Origin of the sequence: uncultured Modestobacter sp. (assembly GCF_947486615.1) — a bacterium.
GTDB lineage: Bacteria > Actinomycetota > Actinomycetes > Mycobacteriales > Geodermatophilaceae > Modestobacter.
In genome coordinates this window covers 101,792-122,476 of the sequence record NZ_CANKUD010000010.1, presented here as the reverse complement: position 1 = coordinate 122,476, position 20,685 = coordinate 101,792, and the positions used below count along the sequence as shown (strand labels likewise).

The window sequence follows — 20,685 nt, the reverse complement described above, 5'->3', positions numbered from 1 at the left end:
GCGCGATGCGGGTCACCTCCGGGGGTGCAGTACCGTCGCCGTCGGTCCACCTCCGTCGCCGGCCGTCCCGGCCGATGACGGCGAACTCCTTTAACGACCCGTCCCGTGAGGCGGGGAAGGAGGCTGCGATGACCGAGCGCCCGGCGCCGTCATCAGAGCTGCCCGCACCACCTGCGCCGTCCCAGCAGGCGCCGTTGCTGACCGCGGACGACGTCGCGCGCGTCGTCGACCGGATCGCCCACCAGCTGATCGAGAAGGCCGGGGACTCCCTCGCCGACCTGGTGCTGGTCGGCATCCCCACCCGCGGCGCCCCGCTGGCCCGCCGCCTGGCCGCCCGGGTCGAGTCGTTCTCCCAGCAGCCCGTCGAGGTCGGCACCGTCGACATCACCCTCTACCGCGACGACCTGCGGCTGCGCGGGGTGCGTGCGCTGGAGGACACCCGGCTGCCCGAGTCCGGCATCGACGGCCGGCTCGTCGTCCTCGTGGACGACGTGCTGTTCTCCGGCCGGTCGGTGCGTGCGGCGCTGGACGCGCTGCGCGACCTGGGCCGGCCGCGGGCGGTGCAGCTGGCGGTGCTGGTCGACCGCGGCCACCGCGAGCTGCCGATCCGCGCCGACTACGTGGGCAAGAACCTGCCCACCGCGCGCAGCCAGAAGGTCGAGGTCCACCTGGCCGAGATCGACGGCCTCGACGAGGTCCTCGTGACCGGCGGCGTCGCCGGGGGCGACCGGTGAAGCGGCACCTGCTGGAGGCCGGCGACCTCGACCGGGACGACGCCACCCTCGTGCTCGACACCGCGGCGCAGATCGAGCAGGCGCTGGCCGGCCGCGAGGTCAAGAAGCTGCCCACCCTGCGCGGGCGCACCGTGGTCAACCTCTTCTACGAGGACTCCACCCGCACCCGGATCAGCTTCGAGCTGGCCGCCAAGCGGCTCTCCGCGGACGTCATCAACTTCTCCGCCAAGGGCAGCAGCGTCTCCAAGGGCGAGAGCCTCAAGGACACCGCGCTCACCCTGGAGGCGATGGGCGCCGACGGCATCGTCGTCCGGCACGGGGCCTCCGGGGCGCCGCACCGGCTGGCGCACTGGGTCCGCGGCAGCGTGGTCAACGCCGGCGACGGCACGCACGAGCACCCCACCCAGGCACTGCTGGACGCCTACACGATCCGGCAGCGGCTGGGCCGTCTCGACGGCGTCCGGGTGGTGGTCGTGGGCGACGTGCTGCACAGCCGGGTGGCCCGCTCCAACGTCTGGCTGCTGTCGACGCTGGGCGCCGAGGTCACCCTGGTCGCCCCGCCGACGCTGCTGCCGGTCGGGGTGGGCAGCTGGCCGGTCCAGGTCAGCTACGACCTGGACGCCGTCCTGCCCAAGGCCGACGTGGTGATGATGCTGCGGGTGCAGGCCGAGCGGATGAACGCCTCGTTCTTCCCCAGCGCCCGCGAGTACAGCCGCCGCTACGGCCTGGACGCCCGCCGGATGGCGGTGCTGCCCGACGACGCGATCGTCATGCACCCGGGCCCGATGAACCGCGGCATGGAGATCGCCGCCGAGGTGGCCGACTCCGCCCGCTCCACGATCGTCGACCAGGTCGGCAACGGCGTCAGCGTGCGCATGGCCGTCCTGTACCTGCTGCTGGGAGGGGCTCCCGAATGAGTCTGCTGATCACGAACGTCCGCCCCTACGGCGAGGACGCCGTCGACATCCGCATCGCCGACGGCGTCATCGCCGAGATCGGCACCGGCCTGGACGCCGGGGACGCCGACGTGGTCGACGGCACCGGGCTGGTCGCGCTGCCGGGCCTGGTCGACCTGCACACCCACCTGCGCGAGCCGGGCCGGGAGGACGCCGAGACGGTCGAGACCGGCAGCCGGGCCGCCGCACTCGGCGGGTTCACCGCGGTGCACGCGATGGCCAACACCGACCCGGTCGCCGACACCGCCGGCGTCGTCGAGCAGGTCTGGCGGCTGGGCCAGCAGGCCGGGCTGGTCGACGTCGTCCCGGTCGGGGCGGTCACCGTCGGCCTGCGCGGCGAGCGGCTGGCCGAGCTCGGCGCGATGGCCGACTCCGCCGCCCGGGTCCGGGTGTTCTCCGACGACGGGCACTGCGTCGCCGACCCCGCGCTGATGCGCCGGGCGCTGGAGTACGTCAAGGCACTGGACGGCGTCGTCGCCCAGCACGCCGAGGAGCCGCGGCTCACCGTCGGCGCGCAGATGAACGAGGGCGACCGCTCGGCGCGGCTGGGGCTCACCGGCTGGCCGGCCGCCGCCGAGGAGGCGGTGATCGCCCGCGACGTCCTGCTGGCCGGGCACGTCGGCGCCCGGCTGCACGTCTGCCACGTCTCCACCGCCGGGTCGGTGGAGATCCTGCGCTGGGCGAAGTCCCGCGGTGTGCAGGTGACCGCCGAGGTCACCCCGCACCACCTGCTGCTCACCGACGCCCTCGCCGAGACCTACGACCCGGTCTACAAGGTGAACCCGCCGCTGCGCACCGACGCCGACGTCCAGGCGCTGCGGGCCGGGCTGGCCGACGGCACGATCGACGCCGTCGCCACCGACCACGCCCCGCACGCGGTGGAGGACAAGGAGAGCGAGTGGGCCGCCGCCCGCCCGGGCATGCTCGGGCTGGAGCAGGCGCTGGCGATCGTCGTCCAGACCATGGTCGAGCCGGGCCTGCTCGACTGGCGCGGCGTCGCCGACCGCATGTCGGTCCGCCCGGCGGGCATCGGCCGTCTGGACTCCCACGGCCGCCCGCTCGCCGTCGGCGAGCCGGCCAACCTGCTGCTGCTGGACCCCACGCACCGGGCCACCGTCGACCCGGCCGCGCTGGCCAGCCGCAGCCGCAACAGCCCCTATGCCGGCCGGGAGCTCCCCGGCCGGGTGGTCGCCACGTTCCTGCGGGGCGTGCCGACCGTGCTCGACGGAAAGGCACAGAAGTGACAGAGGCGATCCTCGTGCTCGAGGACGGACGCACGTTCTCCGGCGACTCCTACGGCGCGACCGGCACGACGGTCGGCGAGGCGGTGTTCTCCACCGGGATGACCGGCTACCAGGAGACGCTGACCGACCCCAGCTACGCAGGCCAGATCATCACCATGACGGCCCCGCACGTGGGCAACACCGGCGTCAACGACGAGGACGACGAGAGCCGCCGGATGTGGGTGGCCGGCTTCGTCGTGCGCGACCCCGCCCGGCGCCCGGCGAACTGGCGGGCCACCGGCAGCCTGGACGACGAGCTGGTCGCCCAGGGCGTGGTGGGGATCAGCGGCATCGACACCCGCGCGCTGACCCGGCACCTGCGCGACCGCGGTGCGATGCGCGCCGGGATCAGCACCGAGCTGAGCGCCGACGAGCTGCTCGCGAAGGTCACCGGCAGCCCGAGCATGACCGGTGCCGACCTCGCGCCCGGCGTCAGCGCGGCTGAGCCCTACGTCGTCCCGGCGGTGGGGGAGAAGCGTTTCACCATCGCCGCGCTCGACCTGGGCATCAAGACCGCCACGCCGCGCTACCTGGCCGAGCTGGGTGTCGAGACCCACGTGCTCCCCGCGACCGCGACCGCCGAGCAGCTGCTCGAGCACGGCGTGGACGGCGTCTTCGTCTCCAACGGTCCCGGTGACCCGGCGGCCGCCGACTACGCGGTCGAGGCGGTGCGCGGGGTGCTGGCGGCCCGGCGCCCGCTGTTCGGCATCTGCTTCGGCAACCAGATCCTGGGCCGGGCGCTGGGCCTGGGCACCTACAAGCTGCGCTTCGGCCACCGCGGCCTGAACCAGCCGGTGCTCGACCGGGTCAGCGGCACGGTGCGGGTGACCAGCCACAACCACGGCTTCGCCGTCGACGCCCCGCTCGACCGGCCCACCGACACGCCGTTCGGCCCGGTCGAGGTCAGCCACGTGGGCCTGAACGACCAGGTCGTCGAGGGCCTGCGGCTGCTGGACACCCCGGCGTTCAGCGTGCAGTTCCACCCGGAGGCCGCGGCCGGCCCGCACGACGCCAACCCGCTGTTCGGTCGCTTCGTCGACCTGATGGAAGCCAACAAGGAGGGCAGCGCGGTGACTCCTGCACCCGTCGTCGAGTCGAGCACGGGGGAGAAGGCCTGATGCCCAAGCGGACAGACCTCCAGCACGTGCTGGTCATCGGCTCCGGGCCGATCGTGATCGGCCAGGCCAGCGAGTTCGACTACTCCGGCACCCAGGCCTGCCGGGTGCTCAAGAGCGAGGGCCTGCGGGTCAGCCTGGTCAACAGCAACCCGGCCACGATCATGACCGACCCCGAGGTCGCCGACGCCACCTACGTGGAGCCGCTCACCCCGGAGTTCGTCGAGCGGGTCATCGCCGCCGAGCGCCCCGACGCGGTGCTGGCGACCCTCGGCGGCCAGACGGCGCTCAACCTCGCCATCGGGCTGTACGAGAACGGCGTCCTGGAGAAGTACGGCGTCCAGCTGATCGGTGCCGACGTCGACGCGATCAACCGCGGCGAGGACCGGCAGAAGTTCAAGGACATCGTCCGCTCGATCGGCGCCGACGCCCCGCGCTCCACGGTCTGCTCGACGGTGGAGGAGGCGCTGGCCACCGCCGACGAGGTCGGCTACCCGGTGGTCATCCGGCCCAGCTTCACCATGGGTGGGCTGGGCTCGGGGATCGCCACCGACGAGCCGATGCTGCGCCGGATGGCCGGCCACGGGCTGGCGGACTCACCGGTGCACACCGTGCTCATCGAGGAGTCGGTGCTGGGCTGGAAGGAGTACGAGCTCGAGCTGATGCGCGACCGCAGCGACAACGTGGTCGTCATCTGCTCGATCGAGAACATCGACGCGATGGGCGTGCACACCGGTGACTCGGTGACCGTCGCCCCGGCGATGACGCTCACCGACCGCGAGTACCAGCAGATGCGCGACGTCGGCATCGCCGTGCTGCGCGAGGTCGGCGTGGACACCGGCGGCTGCAACATCCAGTTCGCCGTCCACCCCGAGACCGGCCGGCTGGTCGTCATCGAGATGAACCCGCGGGTGTCCCGGTCCAGCGCGCTGGCGTCCAAGGCCACCGGCTTCCCGATCGCCAAGATCGCCGCGAAGCTGGCCATCGGCTACACCCTGGACGAGATCACCAACGACATCACGGGAGTCACCCCGGCCTCGTTCGAGCCGTCGCTGGACTACGTGGTGGTGAAGATCCCGCGGTTCGCCTTCGAGAAGTTCCCCGGGGCCGACCCGCGGCTGACCACGACGATGAAGAGCGTCGGCGAGGTCATGTCGATGGGCCGCAACTTCACCGAGGCCCTCGGCAAGGCGATGCGCTCCACCGAGACGTCGGCGGCCGGGTTCTGGACCGACGCGGCACCGGACGCGGACGCCGCCACGCTGCTCGAGCAGCTGCGCACCCCGGTCGACGGCCGGCTCTACACCGCCCAGCGGGCACTGGCCGCCGGGGCCACCGTCGAGGAGGTCTCGGCCGCCAGCGGCTTCGACTCGTGGTTCGTCGACCAGATCGCCCTGGTCGACGAGATCGGCGAGCAGGTCCGGGAGGCGCCGTCGCTCACCCCGGAGCTGCTGCGCCGGGCCAAGCGGCACGGCCTGTCCGACCGGCAGGTCGCCGCGCTGCGGCCCGAGCTGGCCGGTGAGGACGGCGTCCGGGTGCTGCGCTGGCGGCTGGGCATCCGGCCGGTCTACAAGACCGTGGACACCTGCGCCGCGGAGTTCGCGGCGAAGACCCCGTACCACTACTCCTCCTACGACTCCGAGACCGAGGTCGAGCCGCGCGAGAAGCCGGCGGTGCTGATCCTCGGGTCGGGCCCGAACCGGATCGGGCAGGGCGTGGAGTTCGACTACTCCTGCGTGCACGCGGTGATGGCCCTGCAGGACGCCGGCTACGAGGCGGTGATGGTCAACTGCAACCCCGAGACCGTCTCCACCGACTACGACACCGCCGACCGGCTGTACTTCGAGCCGCTCACCTTCGAGGACGTGCTGGAGGTCGTGGAGGCCGAGCGCGCCGCCGGGCCGGTCGCCGGGGTCATCTGCACCCTCGGCGGGCAGACCCCGCTGGGCCTGGCGCAGCGGCTCAAGGACGCCGGCGTCCCGGTGCTCGGCACGTCGCCGGAGGCGATCGACGCCGCCGAGGACCGCGGCGAGTTCTCCCGGGTGCTCACCGACTGCGGGCTGCTCGCCCCCAAGCACGGCATGGCGACCACGTCGGGCGAGGCCACGGCGATCGCGGCGTCGATCGGCTACCCGGTGCTGGTGCGCCCCTCCTACGTGCTCGGTGGGCGCGGCATGGAGATCGTCTACGACGACGACACGCTGGAGGCCTACATCCGCCGGGCCACCGACGTGAGCGCCGACCACCCGGTGCTGGTCGACCGGTTCCTCGAGGACGCCATCGAGATCGACGTCGACGCGCTCTACGACGGCACCGACCTCTACCTGGGCGGGGTCATGGAGCACATCGAGGAGGCCGGCATCCACTCCGGCGACTCGGCGTGCGCGCTGCCCCCGATCACCCTCGGTGGTGCCGACCTGCGGGCCATCCGCGCGGCCACCGAGGCGCTCGCCGCCCGGATCGGCGTGCGCGGGCTGATGAACGTGCAGTACGCCCTCAAGGACGACGTCCTGTACGTGCTGGAGGCCAACCCGCGGGCCAGCCGCACCGTGCCGTTCGTGTCGAAGGTGACCGCGGTGCAGCTGGCGAAGGCCGCGGCCCGGATCGCGGTCGGCCAGACGATCGCCCAGCTGCGCACCGCCGGTGTGCTGCCGGCCACCGGGGACGGCACCGACCTGCCGGTCGAGGGCCCGATCGCGGTCAAGGAGGCGGTGCTGCCCTTCCACCGCTTCCGGACCGTCGAGGGCCACGGCGTGGACACCGTGCTCGGCCCGGAGATGAAGTCCACCGGCGAGGTGATGGGCATCGACGCCGAGTTCGGCACGGCGTTCGCCAAGTCCCAGGCCGCCGCCTACGGCGACCTGCCGACGGGTGGCACGGTATTCGTGTCGCTGGCCAACCGGGACAAGCGGGCGGCGGTGTTCCCGGTCAAGCGGCTGGCCGACCTGGGCTTCCGGGTGCTGGCCACGGTCGGCACCGCCCAGGTGCTGCGCCGCAACGGGGTGGCCTGCGAGGTGGTCGGCAAGTTCTCCGACGGCCCGGGCAACGTCGTCGAGCGGATCCTGGCCGGGGAGATCGACCTGGTGGTCAACACCCCGTTCGGCACGCCGGGCAACAGCGGCCCGCGGCTGGACGGCTACGAGATCCGGGCGGCGGCGGTGAGCGCCGGCATCCCGTGCATCACCACGGTGCAGGGGATGGCGGCCACGGTGCAGGGCGTGGAGTCGCTGCGCCGGGGCGACCTCGGGGTGCGCAGCCTGCAGGACCTGCACCGCGCACTGGCCGCCGCCCAGGCGGCGGTGGGGGACGGGACGCAGGTGTGAGCACCCCGGACGGCGTGGTCGCGCAGCTGCGTGGCGAGCTGCTCGGCCGCGGGCTGACTGCCGGGCTGCCGGCGGCGTTCCTGGCCGGGGCCACCCGGTTCGGGTCGCCGCCGGAGGGCGAGCGGGCCGCGCTGGCCGATGCGGTCGCGGGGCTGGCCGCCCGGCTCGAGGCGGGCACGGTCAGCGTGGACGACGAGCTGCTGCTGGTGCGGGCCCTGTACTTCGCCGGCCACCACGACGTGCTCGCGGCCTCCGGCGTGCGCTCCCCGGCCTACGACGTCCGGGGTGGGTTCCGGGAGAACATCGCCACCCCGCCGGGGCCGCGGCTGCCCGCCCGTCCGGTGGTCGCCGGGCGGCGGTGGCGGTTGCTGGGCCGCGACATCGGCTTCCCCGTGGGGGTGCCCGCCTGCGTGCTCACCGGCGGCGAGGAGTGGGTGCGCTACCTGGCCGGCAACGGGTTCAACGTGCTCAGCTACAAGACGGTGCGCAGCCGGGCGCACGAGCCCAACGCCCAGCCGAACTGGGTGTACGCGGCCCGGGAGACGACGAGTCTGCCGCCCGGCGCCGCCGGTGAGGTGACCGCCGACCCCTGGGACTGGGTGCCGCCCGGGTCGCCGGCGGTGAGCACGGTCAACTCCTTCGGCGTGCCCTCGCTGCCGCCGGAGGAGTGGACGGCCGACCTCGCCCGCGCCCTCGCCGTGCTGGCCGAGGACCAGCTGATGCTGGTCAGCGTGATGGGCGACGACTACGACTCGCCCACGCCGCAGCTGGACGCGCTGGTCGCCGACTTCGCGCGCACCGCGCTGCTGGCGCAGGAGGCCGGCGCCCCGGTCATCGAGCTCAACCTGTCCTGCCCGAACTCGTTGAGCCGGACGTCGTCCGGGGTCAAGCCGCCGCTGTGCCTGGACCCGGAGGCGACCCTGGCCGTGGTCGCCGGCGTGCGGCGGGCGCTGGACGACCGCACCGGCCTGGTGGCCAAGCTCTCCTGGCTGGACGAGCCGGCCCTGGCGGCGCTGGTGCCCCGGCTGGCGCCGCTGGTCGACGGCATCGCCGGGATCAACACGCTGCAGAGCCGGGTGCGGCGCAGCGACGGGCAGTCGACCTTCCCCGGCCGCGACCTCGCCGGGCTCTCCGGGATCGCGGTCCGCGACTCGGCGCTGGACTTCACCCGGCGGCTGGTCGCCCTCCGCGACGCCGGCAGCGCCCGGTTCGACGTGCTGGCGATGGGCGGGGTCACCGACGCCGCCTCGTTCTCCGCGCTGTACGACCTGGGTGCCGACGCCGTGCAGACCGCGTCCGGGGCGTTCTCCGACCCCTTCCTCGCCGGCGCCTGCGCTGCCGGGCTGGGCGGCACCCTGCCCCGGGCGGTGCCGGCGTGAGCGCGTCGGCGTTCGGGCAGCGGCTGGCCGACGCCGTCGCCGCCCGCGGGCCGCTCTGCGTCGGCATCGACCCGCACGTGCCGCTGCTGGAGCGCTGGGGCCTGCCCGACAGCCCCGAGGGCCTGGCCCGGTTCACCGACACGGTGGTGGACGCGCTGGCCGGCCAGGTCGCGGTGCTCAAGCCGCAGCTGGCCTTCTACGAGCGGCACGGCTCCCGCGGGCTCGCCGTGCTGGAGGACGCCGTCGCCCGCGCCCGGGCCGCCGGGGCGCTGGTCCTGCTGGACGCCAAGCGCGGCGACATCGGCTCCACGATGGACGCCTACGCCGACTACCTGCGCCCCGACCACCCGCTGGCGGTCGACGCCCTGACGGTCAGCCCGTTCCTCGGCCCCGGCTCGCTGCAGCCGGCGGTGGACACCGCGCGCTGGACCGGAGGTGGGCTGTTCGTGCTGGCGCGCACCTCCAACCCGGACGCCGGGACGCTGCAGCACGCGCTGGTGGGGGAGCGGACCGCCGCCCAGGTCGTGGTGGACACCGTGCGCGGCTGGAACACGCCCGGCTGGGTGGTGGGCGACCCGCTGCCCGACGTCGCCGCGGTGCGGGACCTGCAGGGCCGCTGGGGTGCGACCACGGGCTCCTTCGGCGTCGTCGTGGGCGCCACGCTGCCCGACCTGGACGTCGACCTCGACGGGCTGGGCGGCCCGGTGCTCGCCCCGGGACTGGGGGCACAGGGCGGCTCGGTGGCCGACCTGCGCCGGCTGTTCGGCAGCGGCCGGGCCGTCGTCCCCACCGTCTCCCGGGACGTGCTGCAGGCAGGTCCGGACGCGTCAGCCCTGCGCGGCGCCGCGGACCGCTGGACCGCGGAGCTCACCGCGTGAGGCGCGCGGCGCCCCGGCTGGTGCTCGCCCTCGGGGCGGTGCTGTGCGCGCTGGGCGTCGCGCTCTTCCGGCGGGCCAACCGGCCAGGGCCTCCGACGGACGGCGGCTGGGCGTCCTACACACCCCTGCCGGCCGACACCGCTGCCTTCCAGAGCAGCCTGACGCTGTCGTTCGACGACCGCTGGTCGGTGCTCTGGACCGCCGGCCACGTCGCCGGTGCGGCCCTGGTCGTCGCCGGACTGCTCCTGCTCGCCGGGCTGTCCGGCTGGGCGCTGGGCCGGCGGCGGGCCCGCCGGTGAGCCGGGCGCCCCGCACCGTGCTGGCCGCCGCAGCCCTCGGGACCCTGCTGCTCGTCGCCGGCGTCGTCCTCGTGGTGACCGGAGCCGTCGACCCGGTCGTCGTGTACGAGGGCAGCTACGAGCCGCTCTGCCCGGACGGGCCGTCCTGCGGCGGGGGCCCGTGGCGTACGTCGCTGAGCGGCGTGCAGGTGACCGGCGGTGGGGTGGCGGCTCTGGGCGGGCTGCTGCTGGCCGGGGTGGCCGGCTGGTCGTTGGGTGCCCGACCAGCCGGTTGACCAGCGGTGACGGTCCGGTTACGGCACCGTCCGGTCCGATCGCGTGTCCGTGCAGCACACCGCCCCGGCGCAGATGACACGGGGTCCAGGGTGACCAGCGCGTTCCGGGTGACTAGGTTGGCGGCCAGGCTCATACCGAGGGCCGCCCTGCAGGCAAGCTCCACACCGAAGAACCACGCCGGTCGCTGCGCCGGCATGAACACGATTGGGTTGCTCCGTGCCCCTTCCCGAGTTGTCCCCCGAACAGCGCGCCGCCGCCCTGGAGAAGGCCGCCGCGGCCCGCAAGGCCCGCGCCGAGCTGCGCGAGCGACTGAAGAGCAAGGGCACCACGGTCGGTGACGTCCTCAAGCAGGGCGAGACCGACGAGATCATCGGCAAGATGCGCGTCTCCGCCGTGCTGGAGTCCCTCCCCGGCGTCGGCAAGGCCCGCGCGGCCAAGATCATGGAGCGCCTGGAGATCTCGCCCACCCGCCGCGTGCGGGGCCTGGGTGCCAACCAGCGCCGGGCGCTGGAGTCCGAGTTCGCCGGCGAGCAGGTCGAGCCGGACCAGGTGCCCACCGAGGGCCTCCTCTGAGCGGACCCCGCGGTGGTCTCCGGCCACCCCGGGCCGAGGGGCGCCGAGCAGGTGAGCTGGGCCGCGCGCGGCTGACCGTGCTCTCCGGACCCTCCGGGGTGGGGAAGGGCACGGTCGTCGCGGAGGTCCGGCGGCGGCACCCGGAGGTCTGGGTGTCGGTGTCGGTGACCACCCGGGCCGCCCGGCCGGGCGAGGTCGACGGCGAGCACTACTGGTTCGTCGACGACGAGTACTTCGACTGGCTGATCGCCAACGACGGGCTGCTCGAGTGGGCCGAGTACGCCGGCAACCGCTACGGCACCCCGGTCGCCCCGGTGGAGGAGCAACTGGCCTCGGGGGCACCTGCGCTGCTGGAGATCGAGCTGCAGGGTGCCCGGCAGGTCCGCAGCCGGGCACCGGAGGCGCAGCTGGTCTTCCTGGCCCCGCCGTCCTGGGCGGAGCTGGTCAGCCGGCTGGCCGGCCGGGGCACCGAGCACCCCGACGTCCAGGAGCGCCGGCTGGCCCTGGCGCAGGCCGAGCTGGACGCCTCCGGGGAGTTCGACGTGGTCGTCGTCAACGACGACGTGGCCAGAGCGGCGGACGAGTTGGTAGGCTTGCTGACTGCGCCTCCGCCCGCTGGTCGTTGACCGCTGCCGAAGGCGCACCCGAGGCGACCGAGCGGACTGGTTCCGCCGCCCGCCCGCACACCGAGTTGAGGAGCACGCCCGCCCGTGTCCGGAGTCGCACCCGCCCCTGAGGGCATCACCAACCCGCCGATCGACGAGCTGCTCGAGCGCACCAGCAGCAAGTACGGGCTGGTCATCTACGCCGCCAAGCGCGCGCGCCAGATCAACGCCTACTACAGCCAGCTCTCCGAGGGCCTGCTGGAGTACGTCGGCCCGCTGGTCGACACCGCGCCCCAGGAGAAGCCCCTCTCGATCGCGCTCCGCGAGATCAACGAGGGCCTGCTGACCCACACCGCCGGCGAGAACTAGAAGGACCCCGGTCCTCCTCATCCCCTCGCGAGCTCGGGGACGAGCCTCTGGACCGGGGCCGGTAGGGCACCGATGCCTGCCCAGAACTGATGACGAAACCCCCGGCTGGTGCCGGGGGTTTCGTCGTGCGTGGAGGATGGAGCCCATGAGCCAGATCGTGCTCGGCGTGGGTGGCGGCGTCGCGGCCTACAAGTCGGCGCTGCTGCTGCGTGCCCTGACCGAGGCCGGCCACGACGTGCGCGTCGTGCCGACCGCCTCGGCGCTGCGCTTCGTCGGCGCGGCGACCTTCGAGGCGCTCAGCGGCAACCCGGTGTCCACCGAGGTCTGGGACGACGTCCCCGAGGTCGCCCACGTGCGGATCGGCCAGACCGCCGACCTGGTGCTGGTCAACCCGGCCACCGCCGACCTGCTGGCCCGGGCCGCCGCCGGCCGGGCCGACGACCTGCTCACCGCCACCCTGCTGACCGCGCACTGCCCGGTCGTCTTCGTGCCGGCGATGCACACCGAGATGTGGCTGCACCCGGCCACCCAGGACAACGTCGCGACGCTCCGCCGGCGGGGTTCGATCGTGCTGCCCCCGGCGGTCGGCCGGCTGACCGGACCCGACTCCGGACCCGGCCGGCTGCCCGAGCCCGCCGACGTCGCGGCGCTGGCCGAGCTGGTGCTCACCACCGGCGCCGGCGCCCTGCGTCAGGACCTCACCGGCCGCCGGGTGGTGATCACCGCCGGCGGGACCCGTGAGGCGCTGGACCCGGTGCGCTTCCTGGGCAACCGGTCCTCCGGCATGCAGGGCTGGGCGCTGGCCCGGGTCGCCGCCGCCCGCGGCGCCGAGGTCGTGCTGGTCGCGGCCAACGTCGACCAGCCGGCGCCGTTCGGGTCGCGGGTGGTCCCGGTCGAGTCCGCCGAGGAGCTGCGCACCGCGGTGCAGGCCGAGTCCGGACAGGGGGCCGACGTCGTGGTGATGGCGGCAGCGGTGGCGGACTTCCGCCCCGCCGCCGTCGCCGGCAGCAAGCTGAAGAAGGGCGCGGCCAGCGAGCCCAGCTCGATCGAGCTGGTGCGCAACCCCGACGTCCTGGTCGAGCTGGTCGGCTCCCGGCCGCCCGGGCAGCTGGTGGTCGGCTTCGCCGCCGAGACCGGCGACGCCGAGGGCGACGTGCTCACCCACGCCCGCGCCAAGCTGGCCCGCAAGGGCGCGGACCTCCTCGTGGTCAACGACGTCTCCGCCGGCCGGGTCTTCGGCCGCGCCGAGAACGAGGTCACGGTGCTCGGCGCCGACGGCACGACGACCCCGGTGCCGGCAGGGCGCAAGGACGCCGTCGCCTCGGCCGTGTGGGACGTGATCGGCGCCCGCCTCACTCCCCAGGGGTGATCCAGCCGCCACACCCGACGGCCGGCGGCGACCGCCGGTAGCCTTCGTCGACGGGCCGCACCGCCATGCCGACGTCAGCACCACCCCGACGTCCCATCAGCGCGGCGCCGTGCCCACCGAACGCGACCACCGCGCTCGGCAGCCGACCTCAGGGAGAACCGAGTGCCACGCCGTCTCTTCACGTCCGAGTCGGTGACCGAGGGCCACCCCGACAAGATCGCCGACCAGATCAGCGACTCGATCCTGGACGCCATGCTGGCGCAGGACCCGCGCAGCCGGGTCGCCGTCGAGACCCTCATCACCACCGGTCAGGTCCACATCGCCGGGGAGGTCACCACCTCCGGCTACGTGGACATCGCCGACATCGTCCGCCGGACGATCCTCGGCATCGGCTACGACTCCTCCCGCAAGGGCTTCGACGGCGCCTCCTGCGGCGTCAGCGTCTCCATCGGCGCGCAGAGCCCGGACATCGCCCAGGGTGTCGACATCGCCTACGAGGCGCGCACCGGCGGCCTGGCCGACCCGGAGCGCAACGCCGAGGTGCGCGCCGCCATCGCCGAGGACCTGATCGAGAAGCAGGGCGCCGGCGACCAGGGCCTGATGTTCGGCTACGCCGTCGACGAGACCCCCGAGCTGATGCCGCTGCCGATCGCCCTGGCGCACCGGCTGTCCAAGCGGCTGTCCGCCGTCCGCAAGGACGGGTCGGTGCCCTACCTGCGTCCCGACGGCAAGACCCAGGTCACCGTCGTCTACGAGGACGACCGTCCGGTCGCCGTGGACACCGTGGTGGTCTCCTCCCAGCACGCCGAGGACATCTCCATCGAGACCCTGCTCGCCCCCGATGTGCAGGAGCTCGTCGTCGAGCCCGAGCTCGCCGCCCTGGGCCTGCCCACCACCGGCTACCGGCTGCTGGTCAACCCCACCGGCAAGTTCGTGATCGGCGGCCCGATGGGCGACGCCGGCCTGACCGGCCGCAAGATCATCGTCGACACCTACGGCGGCATGGCCCGGCACGGTGGCGGCGCCTTCTCCGGCAAGGACCCGTCGAAGGTCGACCGGTCGGGCGCCTACGCGATGCGCTGGGTGGCCAAGAACGTGGTCGCTGCTGGGCTCGCCCGCCGCTGTGAGGTGCAGGTCGCCTACGCGATCGGCGCCGCGCACCCGGTCGGGCTCTTCGTCGAGACCTTCGGCACCAACACCGTGCCGGAGGAAGTGCTGGAGAAGGCGATCACCTCGGTGTTCGACCTGCGCCCCGGTGCGATCGTCCGTGACCTGGACCTGCTCCGCCCCATCTACGCGCCGACCGCGGCCTACGGGCACTTCGGCCGTACCGACGTCGAGCTCCCCTGGGAGCGGCTGGACCGCGTCGACGCGCTGCGTGAGGCCGTCGGCGCGTAACCCCACGGGCGCCGCACCGAGCCCGCCCCTCCACCACGCGTGGTGGAGGGGCGGGCTCTGTCGTGCCAGGGGTCGGGGGCGTGGCGGAGGACTGTCGGTGCCACCGGGGAGACTGGTCCGGTGCGGGTCGCCAGGGTGGTCGTCGATGTACCGCTGGCCCACCTGGACCGGCCCTTCGACTACGCCGTGCCCGACGAGCTGGCCGAGCAGGTGGTCGCCGGCTGCCGGGTGCGGGTGCGGTTCGCCGGCAAACTGGTGGACGGCGTCGTGCTGGAGCTGGCCGGCAGCACCGACCACACCGGGAAGCTCGCCCCGCTGGCGAAGGTGGTCTCCGCCGAGCCGGTGCTCACCCCGGAGGTCGCCGAGGTCGCCCGGTCGGTCGCCGACCGCTACGCCGGGTCGATGACCGACGTGCTGCGGCTCGCGTTGCCCCCGCGGCGGGGTGCGCCGGAGAAGCGGCCCCGGCTCGACCCGCCGCCACCGCCGCAGGCCCCCGACCCGGCCGGGTTCGCCCGGTACCCGACCGGGCCGCAGCTGCTGGCCGCCGTCGCCGAGGGCCACCCGGCCCGCGCCGTGTGGACGGCGCTGCCCGGCGAGGACTGGCCCACCCGGCTGGCCGAGCTGGCCCAGGCCGCCCTGTCCGGTGGTCGCGGGGCGCTGGTGGTCGTCCCCGACGGCAAGGACCTGGACCGGCTCGCCGCGGCCGCGGAACGGCTGCTGCCGGCCGGCTCGGTGGCCGTGCTGCGTGCCGACTCCACCCCCGACACCCGGTACGGCCGGTTCCTGAGCGCGGCCCGGGGCACCGCACAGGTGGTGCTGGGCACCCGCGGGGCGGTCTTCGCGCCGGTCCGTGACCTGGGTCTGGTGGTGATCTGGGACGACGGCGACGACCTGCACGCCGAGCCCCGGGCGCCCTACCCGCACGCCCGCGACGTGCTGGTCCACCGGGCGCACCTGGCCTCCTGCGCGGCCGTGGTGGCCGGCACCGCGCGCACCGCGGAGGCGGCGCTGCTGGTGGAGTCCGGGTGGGCGCACGAGCTGGTCGCCGACCGGGCGACGCTGCGCGCGGCGGCCCCCCGGGTGGAGGCGCTGGGCAGCGACTTCGAGCTGGCCCGCGACCCGGCCGCCCGTTCGGCCCGGCTGCCCACGCTCGGCTTCACGGCTGCCCGCAAGGCGCTGCAGGCCGGCGCACCGGTGCTGATCCAGGTGCCGCGGTCGGGCTACGTCCCCTCGCTGGTGTGCGACCGGTGCCGGGCCCCGGCCCGCTGCGCGCACTGCGCCGGCCCGCTGGGCATCGCCCCGGCGCCCGGGCCGAACGGCGTCCGGATCGCGGCCTGCCGGTGGTGCGCCCGCCCGGCCGCCACCTTCGACTGCCCGCACTGCCACGGCACCAAGCTGCGGGCCGCGGTGGTCGGTGCCTCGCGCACCGCCGAGGAGCTGGGCCGGGCCTTCCCGGGCGCGGCGGTGCGGGTCTCCGGCCGGGGCTCGGTGCTGGCCACCGTCTCCGGTGACCCGGCGATCGTGGTCGCCACCCCGGGGGCCGAGCCGGTGGCGGAGGGCGGTTACGGCGCGGCCCTGCTGCTGGACTCCTGGGCGCTGCTGGGCCGGGCCGACCTGCGGGCGGGGGAGGAGACGCTGCGCCGCTGGATGAACGCGGCTGCGCTCGTGCGTGCCGGCGGGCAGGTGGTGGTCAGCGCCGACGCCGGGCACCCGGTGGTGCAGGCCCTGGTCCGCTGGGACCCGGCCGGCCTGGCCGCCCGGGAGCTGGCCGACCGGCGCGAGCTGGGCTTCCCGCCGGTCACCCGGATGGCCTCGCTGTCGGCCTCACCCGCGGCGCTGGCCGACTTCCTGGACGCGCTGCGGCTGCCCGGGGGCGCCGACGTCCTGGGGCCGGTGCCCGAGCCGCCGCGGCCGGGCCAGGACGGCGAGCGGGAGCGGTACCTGGTGCGGGTGCGCCGCAGCGACGGCGTCGCCCTGGCCCGCGCGCTGCACGACGTGCAGGGGGTGCGCAGCGCCAAGAAGGTCGCCGAGCACGTCCGGGTGCAGCTGGACCCGCTCGAGCTGGCCTGAGGCGGCCGCCGGGGCGGCCACTGATTCAGTCGCCGCAGTCACTCTTTGACTTCGCTGCGGACAGGTGGGTGACGACTGGCGATCACAGCTGCTTAGGTCGATGCGGCGGCAGTGGCACAATCAAGATTCGGTTACCAGACGATCGGGGTGGAAACGTGAGTGGCTACGGAAGCAGCTTCTCAATCCGCAGGGTGCGTCTGCGGCATTTTAAGAGCATCGCTTCGTGCGATGTGAGACTTGGTCCGCTGGCTATGCTGGTTGGCCCAAATGGGTCGGGTAAGTCGAACTTCCTTGACGCACTTAGACTAACATCAGACGCTCTTACCACCACGCTGGACCATGCACTGCGCGATCGTGGTGGCATCACGGAGGTGCGGCGTAGGTCGACTGGTCACCCAACCCACTTCCGCATTGAACTTGACTTCGTTCAAGGACTGCTTGCTGGTTCTTTTTCTTTCCAGGTAGCTGCCGTTTCTGGCGGTGACTATCGCATATCTCATGAAGATTGCATGATTCAGTCGGCCGAGTTCGGGCACACTGAAAGGCATCACTATTCAACCCGGAACGGAAAGCTTGCTTCGACTTCGATACGCGAGTTCCCTTCGGTAGTTGACGATCGGCTAAGCCTGGTTGCAATTTCTGCAGTGGAGCCGTTCAGGACGCTGTTTGATGGGTTGAGTGCGCTCGCTATGTACAGCCTCAACCCCGATAGCATGCGGAAACTCCAGAATCCTGACTCTGGGGAGCAGTTGCGGCGTGACGGCAGCAATGCCGCCAGCGTCATTGAGCGTTTGCGCCGAGAGAATCCGGAACTGAAGGCTAGGATTGAGGAGTATCTGGGTCAAGTCGTGCCAGGGGTCGACGGTGTCGAACGAATCAGCCTGGGCTCTTGGGAGAGTCTTGAATTCCGGCAGCACGTTACTGGCGCTAAGCAGCCCTGGTCGTTCGCCGCAAATTCCATGTCGGATGGAACGTTGCGCGCGCTCGGTGTGTTACTGGCACTCTTCCCCGCCCCGTCTCCGGTAGTTAGCTCCGTTGGGATCGAGGAACCCGAGATTGCATTGCACCCGGCGGCCGCTGGTGTACTGATGGGTGCGTTGCGCGATGCGAGTGGCAACCGGCAGGTCTTGGTTACGAGTCACAGTCCTGACCTGCTGGATGACCCGACTATTCGAGAGGACGAGCTCCTTGCTGTGCGCTCCGAGGCTGGAGAGACAGTCATTGGGCGGCCCGATTCAGCTGGTCGGTTGGCTATTGCGGACGGCCTATTCACCGCTGGAGAGATGTTGCGACAGGATCAGTTGATACCTGACAAGACGCGATTCGAACTTCCGCTGCCCACAACATGAGCCCGATACTTGCACCGATTGTGGAGGGTCATGGCGAAGTGCGGGCGGTTCCGGTTCTTCTACGGCGAATCGCGTTAGAGGTATTCGGGTGTCATGTGACCGTCTCGTCACCCTGGCGTTTGCCTGTCAATCTCATGCACGGAGAGGGGTTGGCGCCCATCGTTCATGTGCTCGCGGAGCGCGTAGGTGAGTCCGGCGGCGTCATCGTCCTCCGTGACGCCGATGACGACGACCCGAACGAAACAAGGAGCGGTCTCAATCAGTTGTTGCACGAGCTGGCCCCGGAGCGAGCCGCAGCCGCTGTCGCCGTTCGTGAATTTGAAGCCTGGTTCCTGGGGTCCATTGTGAGTCTGCGTTCGCATCGTAGCGTCAGACATGATGCGTCTTTTGAAGGTGACCCGGAAGGCAAGAGAGATGCAAAGGGTGCTCTGAGTGCGCAAATGACCGAGTCTTACCGTCCGACTCTGCACCAGCCAAGTTTCGCGGCCGCGATGGACATTGAAATGGCAAGGAGTCGCTGTCCGTCCTTTGGCCTGCTAGTGAGCGAGGTTGGACGACTGCTTTCGGACGATTAGAAGCAGGCAGCTGCTCAGTCAGCCGGCGGACTGGGCCAGCAGCTCGGCGAGCTCGTCGTCCAGCCGGGCGGCGGCGAGGTCCTCGGCGGCCCGCTCGGTGGCCCGGCGCCAGCGCACCGGCAGCGTGGTGGCGGCCGCGCCCACCCCGGCCACCACCCCGACCAGGAGGTGCGGACGGCGGTGGCCACGCCGGCGCAGCGCCTGCACGAGCGGGCCGTGGACGGCGGTGGCGCCCAGACCCCAGCCGACGGTGGCCAGGCCCTGGTGGCGCAGCACCGCCCGGTCGGCCGGGTCCGCCTGCTCGACCGGCATGCCGGCGAAGGCGCGCCGCAGCGAGGGCAGGTCGTGGGCCACGGTGTCCGCCGCGACCGCGGCCATCATGGCCAGGTAGACGCGCAGCCGGGCAGCTGATCGGGCGGGGTGGTCGAGGGCGGCCTCGGCCGCGCCGACGGTGAGGCCGTCGACGACGGTGCTGAGGACGGCGTGCACGCGGTGCGAGGCGAGTGAGGCCATTCCTGCACCGTAGCCAGGTCACCCTGCGGCCGCCGCCCGCCGGGGCACCTACCATCACCGGGTGAGCGTCACCCCGATCCGGATCATGGGCGACCCGGTGCTGCGCACCCCGGCCGCCCCCGTCGTCGACTTCGACAACGAGCTGCGGCAGCTCGTCGCCGACCTGACCGACACCATGCACGCCGCCGGTGGGGCCGGCATCGCCGCGCCGCAGATCGGCGTCGGCCTGCGGGTCTTCACCTGGTACGTCGACGGCGAGGTCGGCCACCTGGTCAACCCCGACGTCGTCCCGGTGGGCGAGGACGTCGAGCGGGACGCCGAGGGGTGCCTGTCCATCCCCGGCTTCCGGTTCGACTGCGACCGCTACCTGACCGTGGCGGCCACCGGCTGGAACATGTACGGCGACCCGATCCGGGTGGAGGGCTCGCACAAGCTGGCCCGCGCCATCCAGCACGAGACCGACCACCTGGACGGCGTCCTCTTCGTCGACCGGCTGGACGCCGAGGCCCGCGCGGCCGCGCTGTCGGTGCTGCAGGACGCGGAGTGGCAGGGCGCGCAGTCCTGGCTGCCCGACGGTTCGCCGGTGCCGGCCCCCGTCGTGAAGGTGAGCCCCCACTGAGACTCCTGTTCGCCGGCACCCCGGCGCCGGCCGTCGTCGCCCTCGACGCGCTGCTGGGCTCCGCGCACGAGGTCGTCGCCGTCCTCACCCGGCCCGACGCACCCTCGGGCCGGGGGCGGCGCACCAGCCGATCCCCGGTGGCCGAGCGTGCGGACGCCGCGGGCATCCCGGTGCTGCAGCCCCGGTCACCGCGGGAGCCGGAGTTCCTCGCCCAGCTCGCCGACCTGGCCGTGGACTGTGCACCGGTGGTCGCCTACGGCGCGCTCGTGCCGCCGGCCGCCCTCGACGTGCCGCGGCACGGCTGGGTGAACCTGCACTTCTCGCTGCTCCCGGCCTGGCGCGGTGCCGCCCCGGTGCAACACGCGATCATGGCCGGTGACGAGGTCACCGGCGCGGCCACCTTCCGGCTGGAGGCCGGCCTGGACACCGGGCCGGTGTTCGGCGTCGTCACCGAGTCGATCGGCCCCCGCGACACCGCCGGGGACCTGCTCGACCGGCTCGCGGTCAGCGGCGCCGGGCTGCTGGTCGCCACCCTGGACGGCATCGCCGACGGCTCGCTGCGGCCCGAGCCGCAGCCGGCCGAGGGCATCAGCCTTGCCCCGCGGATCGAGACCGAGGACGCCCGGGTCGACTGGGCGCTGCCGGCGCACGTGGTGGACCGGCGGGTGCGTGGCGTCACCCCGGCGCCGGGGGCCTGGACCACCTGGCGGGGCAACCGGCTGCGGCTGGCCCCGGTGGAGCCGCTGACCTCCTCGCTCGCACTGGAGCCCGGCGAGGTGTCGGTCGGCCCGACCGGCGTGCTGGTGGGCACCGGGCGCGGCGCGGTCCGGCTGACCCAGGTGCAGCCGGCCGGCAAGAAGATGACCCCGGCGACCGACTGGGCCCGCGGGGCCCGGCCCGAGCCCGGCGAGCGACTCGGCGAGCAGGTGGGCGCATGAGCGAGCGTGCGAACGCGGGCACGAACGCAGCACCGGCGGGCCCGCGGCTGACGCGCGCCGGCGA

The 20,685-nt window shown here is 73.3% G+C and carries 20 protein-coding genes; 19 read left to right on the top strand and 1 reads right to left on the bottom strand.

Going from position 1 to position 20,685, the window contains the following annotated elements; translation table 11 throughout:
• Positions 1-128 precede the first annotated feature (128 nt).
• The 17 genes from pyrR to Q1A09_RS22655 all read left to right on the top strand — a co-directional run bounded on the left by pyrR (position 129) and on the right by Q1A09_RS22655 (position 18,551).
• Positions 129-734 carry a bifunctional pyr operon transcriptional regulator/uracil phosphoribosyltransferase PyrR gene (pyrR, locus tag Q1A09_RS17640; RefSeq protein ID WP_299957840.1) on the top strand — a complete coding sequence of 202 codons (606 nt, stop codon included), beginning with the start codon at positions 129-131 and terminating at the stop codon, positions 732-734.
• Positions 731-1,651: an aspartate carbamoyltransferase catalytic subunit gene (locus Q1A09_RS17635; RefSeq protein WP_299957838.1), complete on the top strand. Its 921-nt coding sequence runs from the start codon at positions 731-733 to the stop codon at positions 1,649-1,651. Before pyrR ends, Q1A09_RS17635 begins: the two co-directional genes overlap by 4 nt.
• Positions 1,648-2,934: a dihydroorotase gene (locus Q1A09_RS17630; protein WP_299957835.1), complete on the top strand. Its 1,287-nt coding sequence runs from the start codon at positions 1,648-1,650 to the stop codon at positions 2,932-2,934. Before Q1A09_RS17635 ends, Q1A09_RS17630 begins: the two co-directional genes overlap by 4 nt.
• Entirely contained in the window at positions 2,931-4,091 is a 1,161-nt protein-coding gene (gene carA / locus Q1A09_RS17625) for a glutamine-hydrolyzing carbamoyl-phosphate synthase small subunit (RefSeq protein ID WP_299957833.1), read from the top strand. Before Q1A09_RS17630 ends, carA begins: the two co-directional genes overlap by 4 nt.
• Positions 4,091-7,411 (top strand): carbamoyl-phosphate synthase large subunit, encoded by a 3,321-nt coding sequence (carB, locus tag Q1A09_RS17620; protein ID WP_299957830.1) that lies wholly within the window; start codon positions 4,091-4,093, stop codon positions 7,409-7,411. The genes carA and carB overlap by 1 nt, the downstream gene beginning before the upstream one ends.
• On the top strand, positions 7,408-8,790 hold the full coding sequence (locus Q1A09_RS17615; protein ID WP_299957827.1) for a dihydroorotate oxidase: 1,383 nt from the start codon (positions 7,408-7,410) through the stop codon (positions 8,788-8,790). The genes carB and Q1A09_RS17615 overlap by 4 nt, the downstream gene beginning before the upstream one ends.
• Positions 8,787-9,668 carry an orotidine-5'-phosphate decarboxylase gene (gene pyrF / locus Q1A09_RS17610; RefSeq protein WP_299957824.1) on the top strand — a complete coding sequence of 294 codons (882 nt, stop codon included), beginning with the start codon at positions 8,787-8,789 and terminating at the stop codon, positions 9,666-9,668. Before Q1A09_RS17615 ends, pyrF begins: the two co-directional genes overlap by 4 nt.
• Complete coding sequence (locus Q1A09_RS17605) at positions 9,665-9,967, top strand: hypothetical protein (RefSeq protein WP_299957821.1); 303 nt, start codon at positions 9,665-9,667, stop codon at positions 9,965-9,967. The genes pyrF and Q1A09_RS17605 overlap by 4 nt, the downstream gene beginning before the upstream one ends.
• On the top strand, positions 9,964-10,242 hold the full coding sequence (locus Q1A09_RS17600; protein WP_299957817.1) for a hypothetical protein: 279 nt from the start codon (positions 9,964-9,966) through the stop codon (positions 10,240-10,242). Before Q1A09_RS17605 ends, Q1A09_RS17600 begins: the two co-directional genes overlap by 4 nt.
• 217 nt (positions 10,243-10,459) lie before the next feature.
• Positions 10,460-10,816 (top strand): integration host factor, actinobacterial type, encoded by a 357-nt coding sequence (gene mihF / locus Q1A09_RS17595; RefSeq protein ID WP_222193669.1) that lies wholly within the window; start codon positions 10,460-10,462, stop codon positions 10,814-10,816.
• A gap of 56 nt (positions 10,817-10,872) precedes the next feature.
• Complete coding sequence (gene gmk / locus Q1A09_RS17590) at positions 10,873-11,442, top strand: guanylate kinase (protein ID WP_366139802.1); 570 nt, start codon at positions 10,873-10,875, stop codon at positions 11,440-11,442.
• 84 nt (positions 11,443-11,526) lie between these two features.
• Positions 11,527-11,790 (top strand): DNA-directed RNA polymerase subunit omega, encoded by a 264-nt coding sequence (gene rpoZ / locus Q1A09_RS17585; RefSeq protein ID WP_014741310.1) that lies wholly within the window; start codon positions 11,527-11,529, stop codon positions 11,788-11,790.
• Positions 11,791-11,935: 145 nt separating this feature from the next.
• Complete coding sequence (coaBC, locus tag Q1A09_RS17580) at positions 11,936-13,159, top strand: bifunctional phosphopantothenoylcysteine decarboxylase/phosphopantothenate--cysteine ligase CoaBC (protein WP_299957789.1); 1,224 nt, start codon at positions 11,936-11,938, stop codon at positions 13,157-13,159.
• Between the two features lie 162 nt (positions 13,160-13,321).
• Positions 13,322-14,557 (top strand): methionine adenosyltransferase, encoded by a 1,236-nt coding sequence (gene metK, locus Q1A09_RS17575; RefSeq protein ID WP_299957786.1) that lies wholly within the window; start codon positions 13,322-13,324, stop codon positions 14,555-14,557.
• 120 nt (positions 14,558-14,677) lie between these two features.
• Positions 14,678-16,627, top strand: a complete 1,950-nt coding sequence (locus Q1A09_RS17570; RefSeq protein WP_299957783.1) for a primosomal protein N' — start codon at positions 14,678-14,680, stop codon at positions 16,625-16,627.
• A 155-nt stretch (positions 16,628-16,782) separates the two neighbouring features.
• On the top strand, positions 16,783-17,976 hold the full coding sequence (locus Q1A09_RS17565) for an AAA family ATPase (protein WP_299957780.1): 1,194 nt from the start codon (positions 16,783-16,785) through the stop codon (positions 17,974-17,976).
• Positions 17,973-18,551, top strand: a complete 579-nt coding sequence (locus Q1A09_RS22655; RefSeq protein WP_366139800.1) for a DUF4276 family protein — start codon at positions 17,973-17,975, stop codon at positions 18,549-18,551. The genes Q1A09_RS17565 and Q1A09_RS22655 overlap by 4 nt, the downstream gene beginning before the upstream one ends.
• An 18-nt stretch (positions 18,552-18,569) precedes the next feature.
• Here Q1A09_RS22655 and Q1A09_RS17560 read toward each other — a convergent pair whose 3' ends face one another.
• Complete coding sequence (locus Q1A09_RS17560; RefSeq protein ID WP_299957777.1) at positions 18,570-19,064, bottom strand: hypothetical protein; 495 nt, start codon at positions 19,062-19,064, stop codon at positions 18,570-18,572.
• Positions 19,065-19,125: 61 nt separating this feature from the next.
• On the opposite strand from Q1A09_RS17560, the gene def reads away from it, so the two are divergent.
• Both def and fmt read left to right on the top strand, forming a co-directional pair.
• Positions 19,126-19,683, top strand: a complete 558-nt coding sequence (gene def, locus Q1A09_RS17555) for a peptide deformylase (RefSeq protein WP_299957774.1) — start codon at positions 19,126-19,128, stop codon at positions 19,681-19,683.
• A complete protein-coding gene (fmt, locus tag Q1A09_RS17550) occupies positions 19,608-20,621 on the top strand; it encodes a methionyl-tRNA formyltransferase (protein ID WP_299957771.1) in 1,014 nt (337 codons plus the stop codon). The genes def and fmt overlap by 76 nt, the downstream gene beginning before the upstream one ends.
• The last annotated feature ends 64 nt before the right edge of the window (positions 20,622-20,685 follow it).

Bases quoted from the DNA above. Each gene is read 5' to 3' on its own strand.
- pyrR (WP_299957840.1), top strand. From the start codon at position 129: ATGACCGAGCGCCCGGCGCCGTCATCAGAGCTGCCCGCACCACCTGCG.
- Q1A09_RS17630 (WP_299957835.1), top strand. From the start codon at position 1,648: ATGAGTCTGCTGATCACGAACGTCCGCCCCTACGGCGAGGACGCCGTC.
- carB (WP_299957830.1), top strand. From the start codon at position 4,091: ATGCCCAAGCGGACAGACCTCCAGCACGTGCTGGTCATCGGCTCCGGG.
- coaBC (WP_299957789.1), top strand. From the start codon at position 11,936: ATGAGCCAGATCGTGCTCGGCGTGGGTGGCGGCGTCGCGGCCTACAAG.
- Q1A09_RS22655 (WP_366139800.1), top strand. From the start codon at position 17,973: ATGAGCCCGATACTTGCACCGATTGTGGAGGGTCATGGCGAAGTGCGG.
- Q1A09_RS17560 (WP_299957777.1), bottom strand. From the start codon at position 19,064: ATGGCCTCACTCGCCTCGCACCGCGTGCACGCCGTCCTCAGCACCGTC.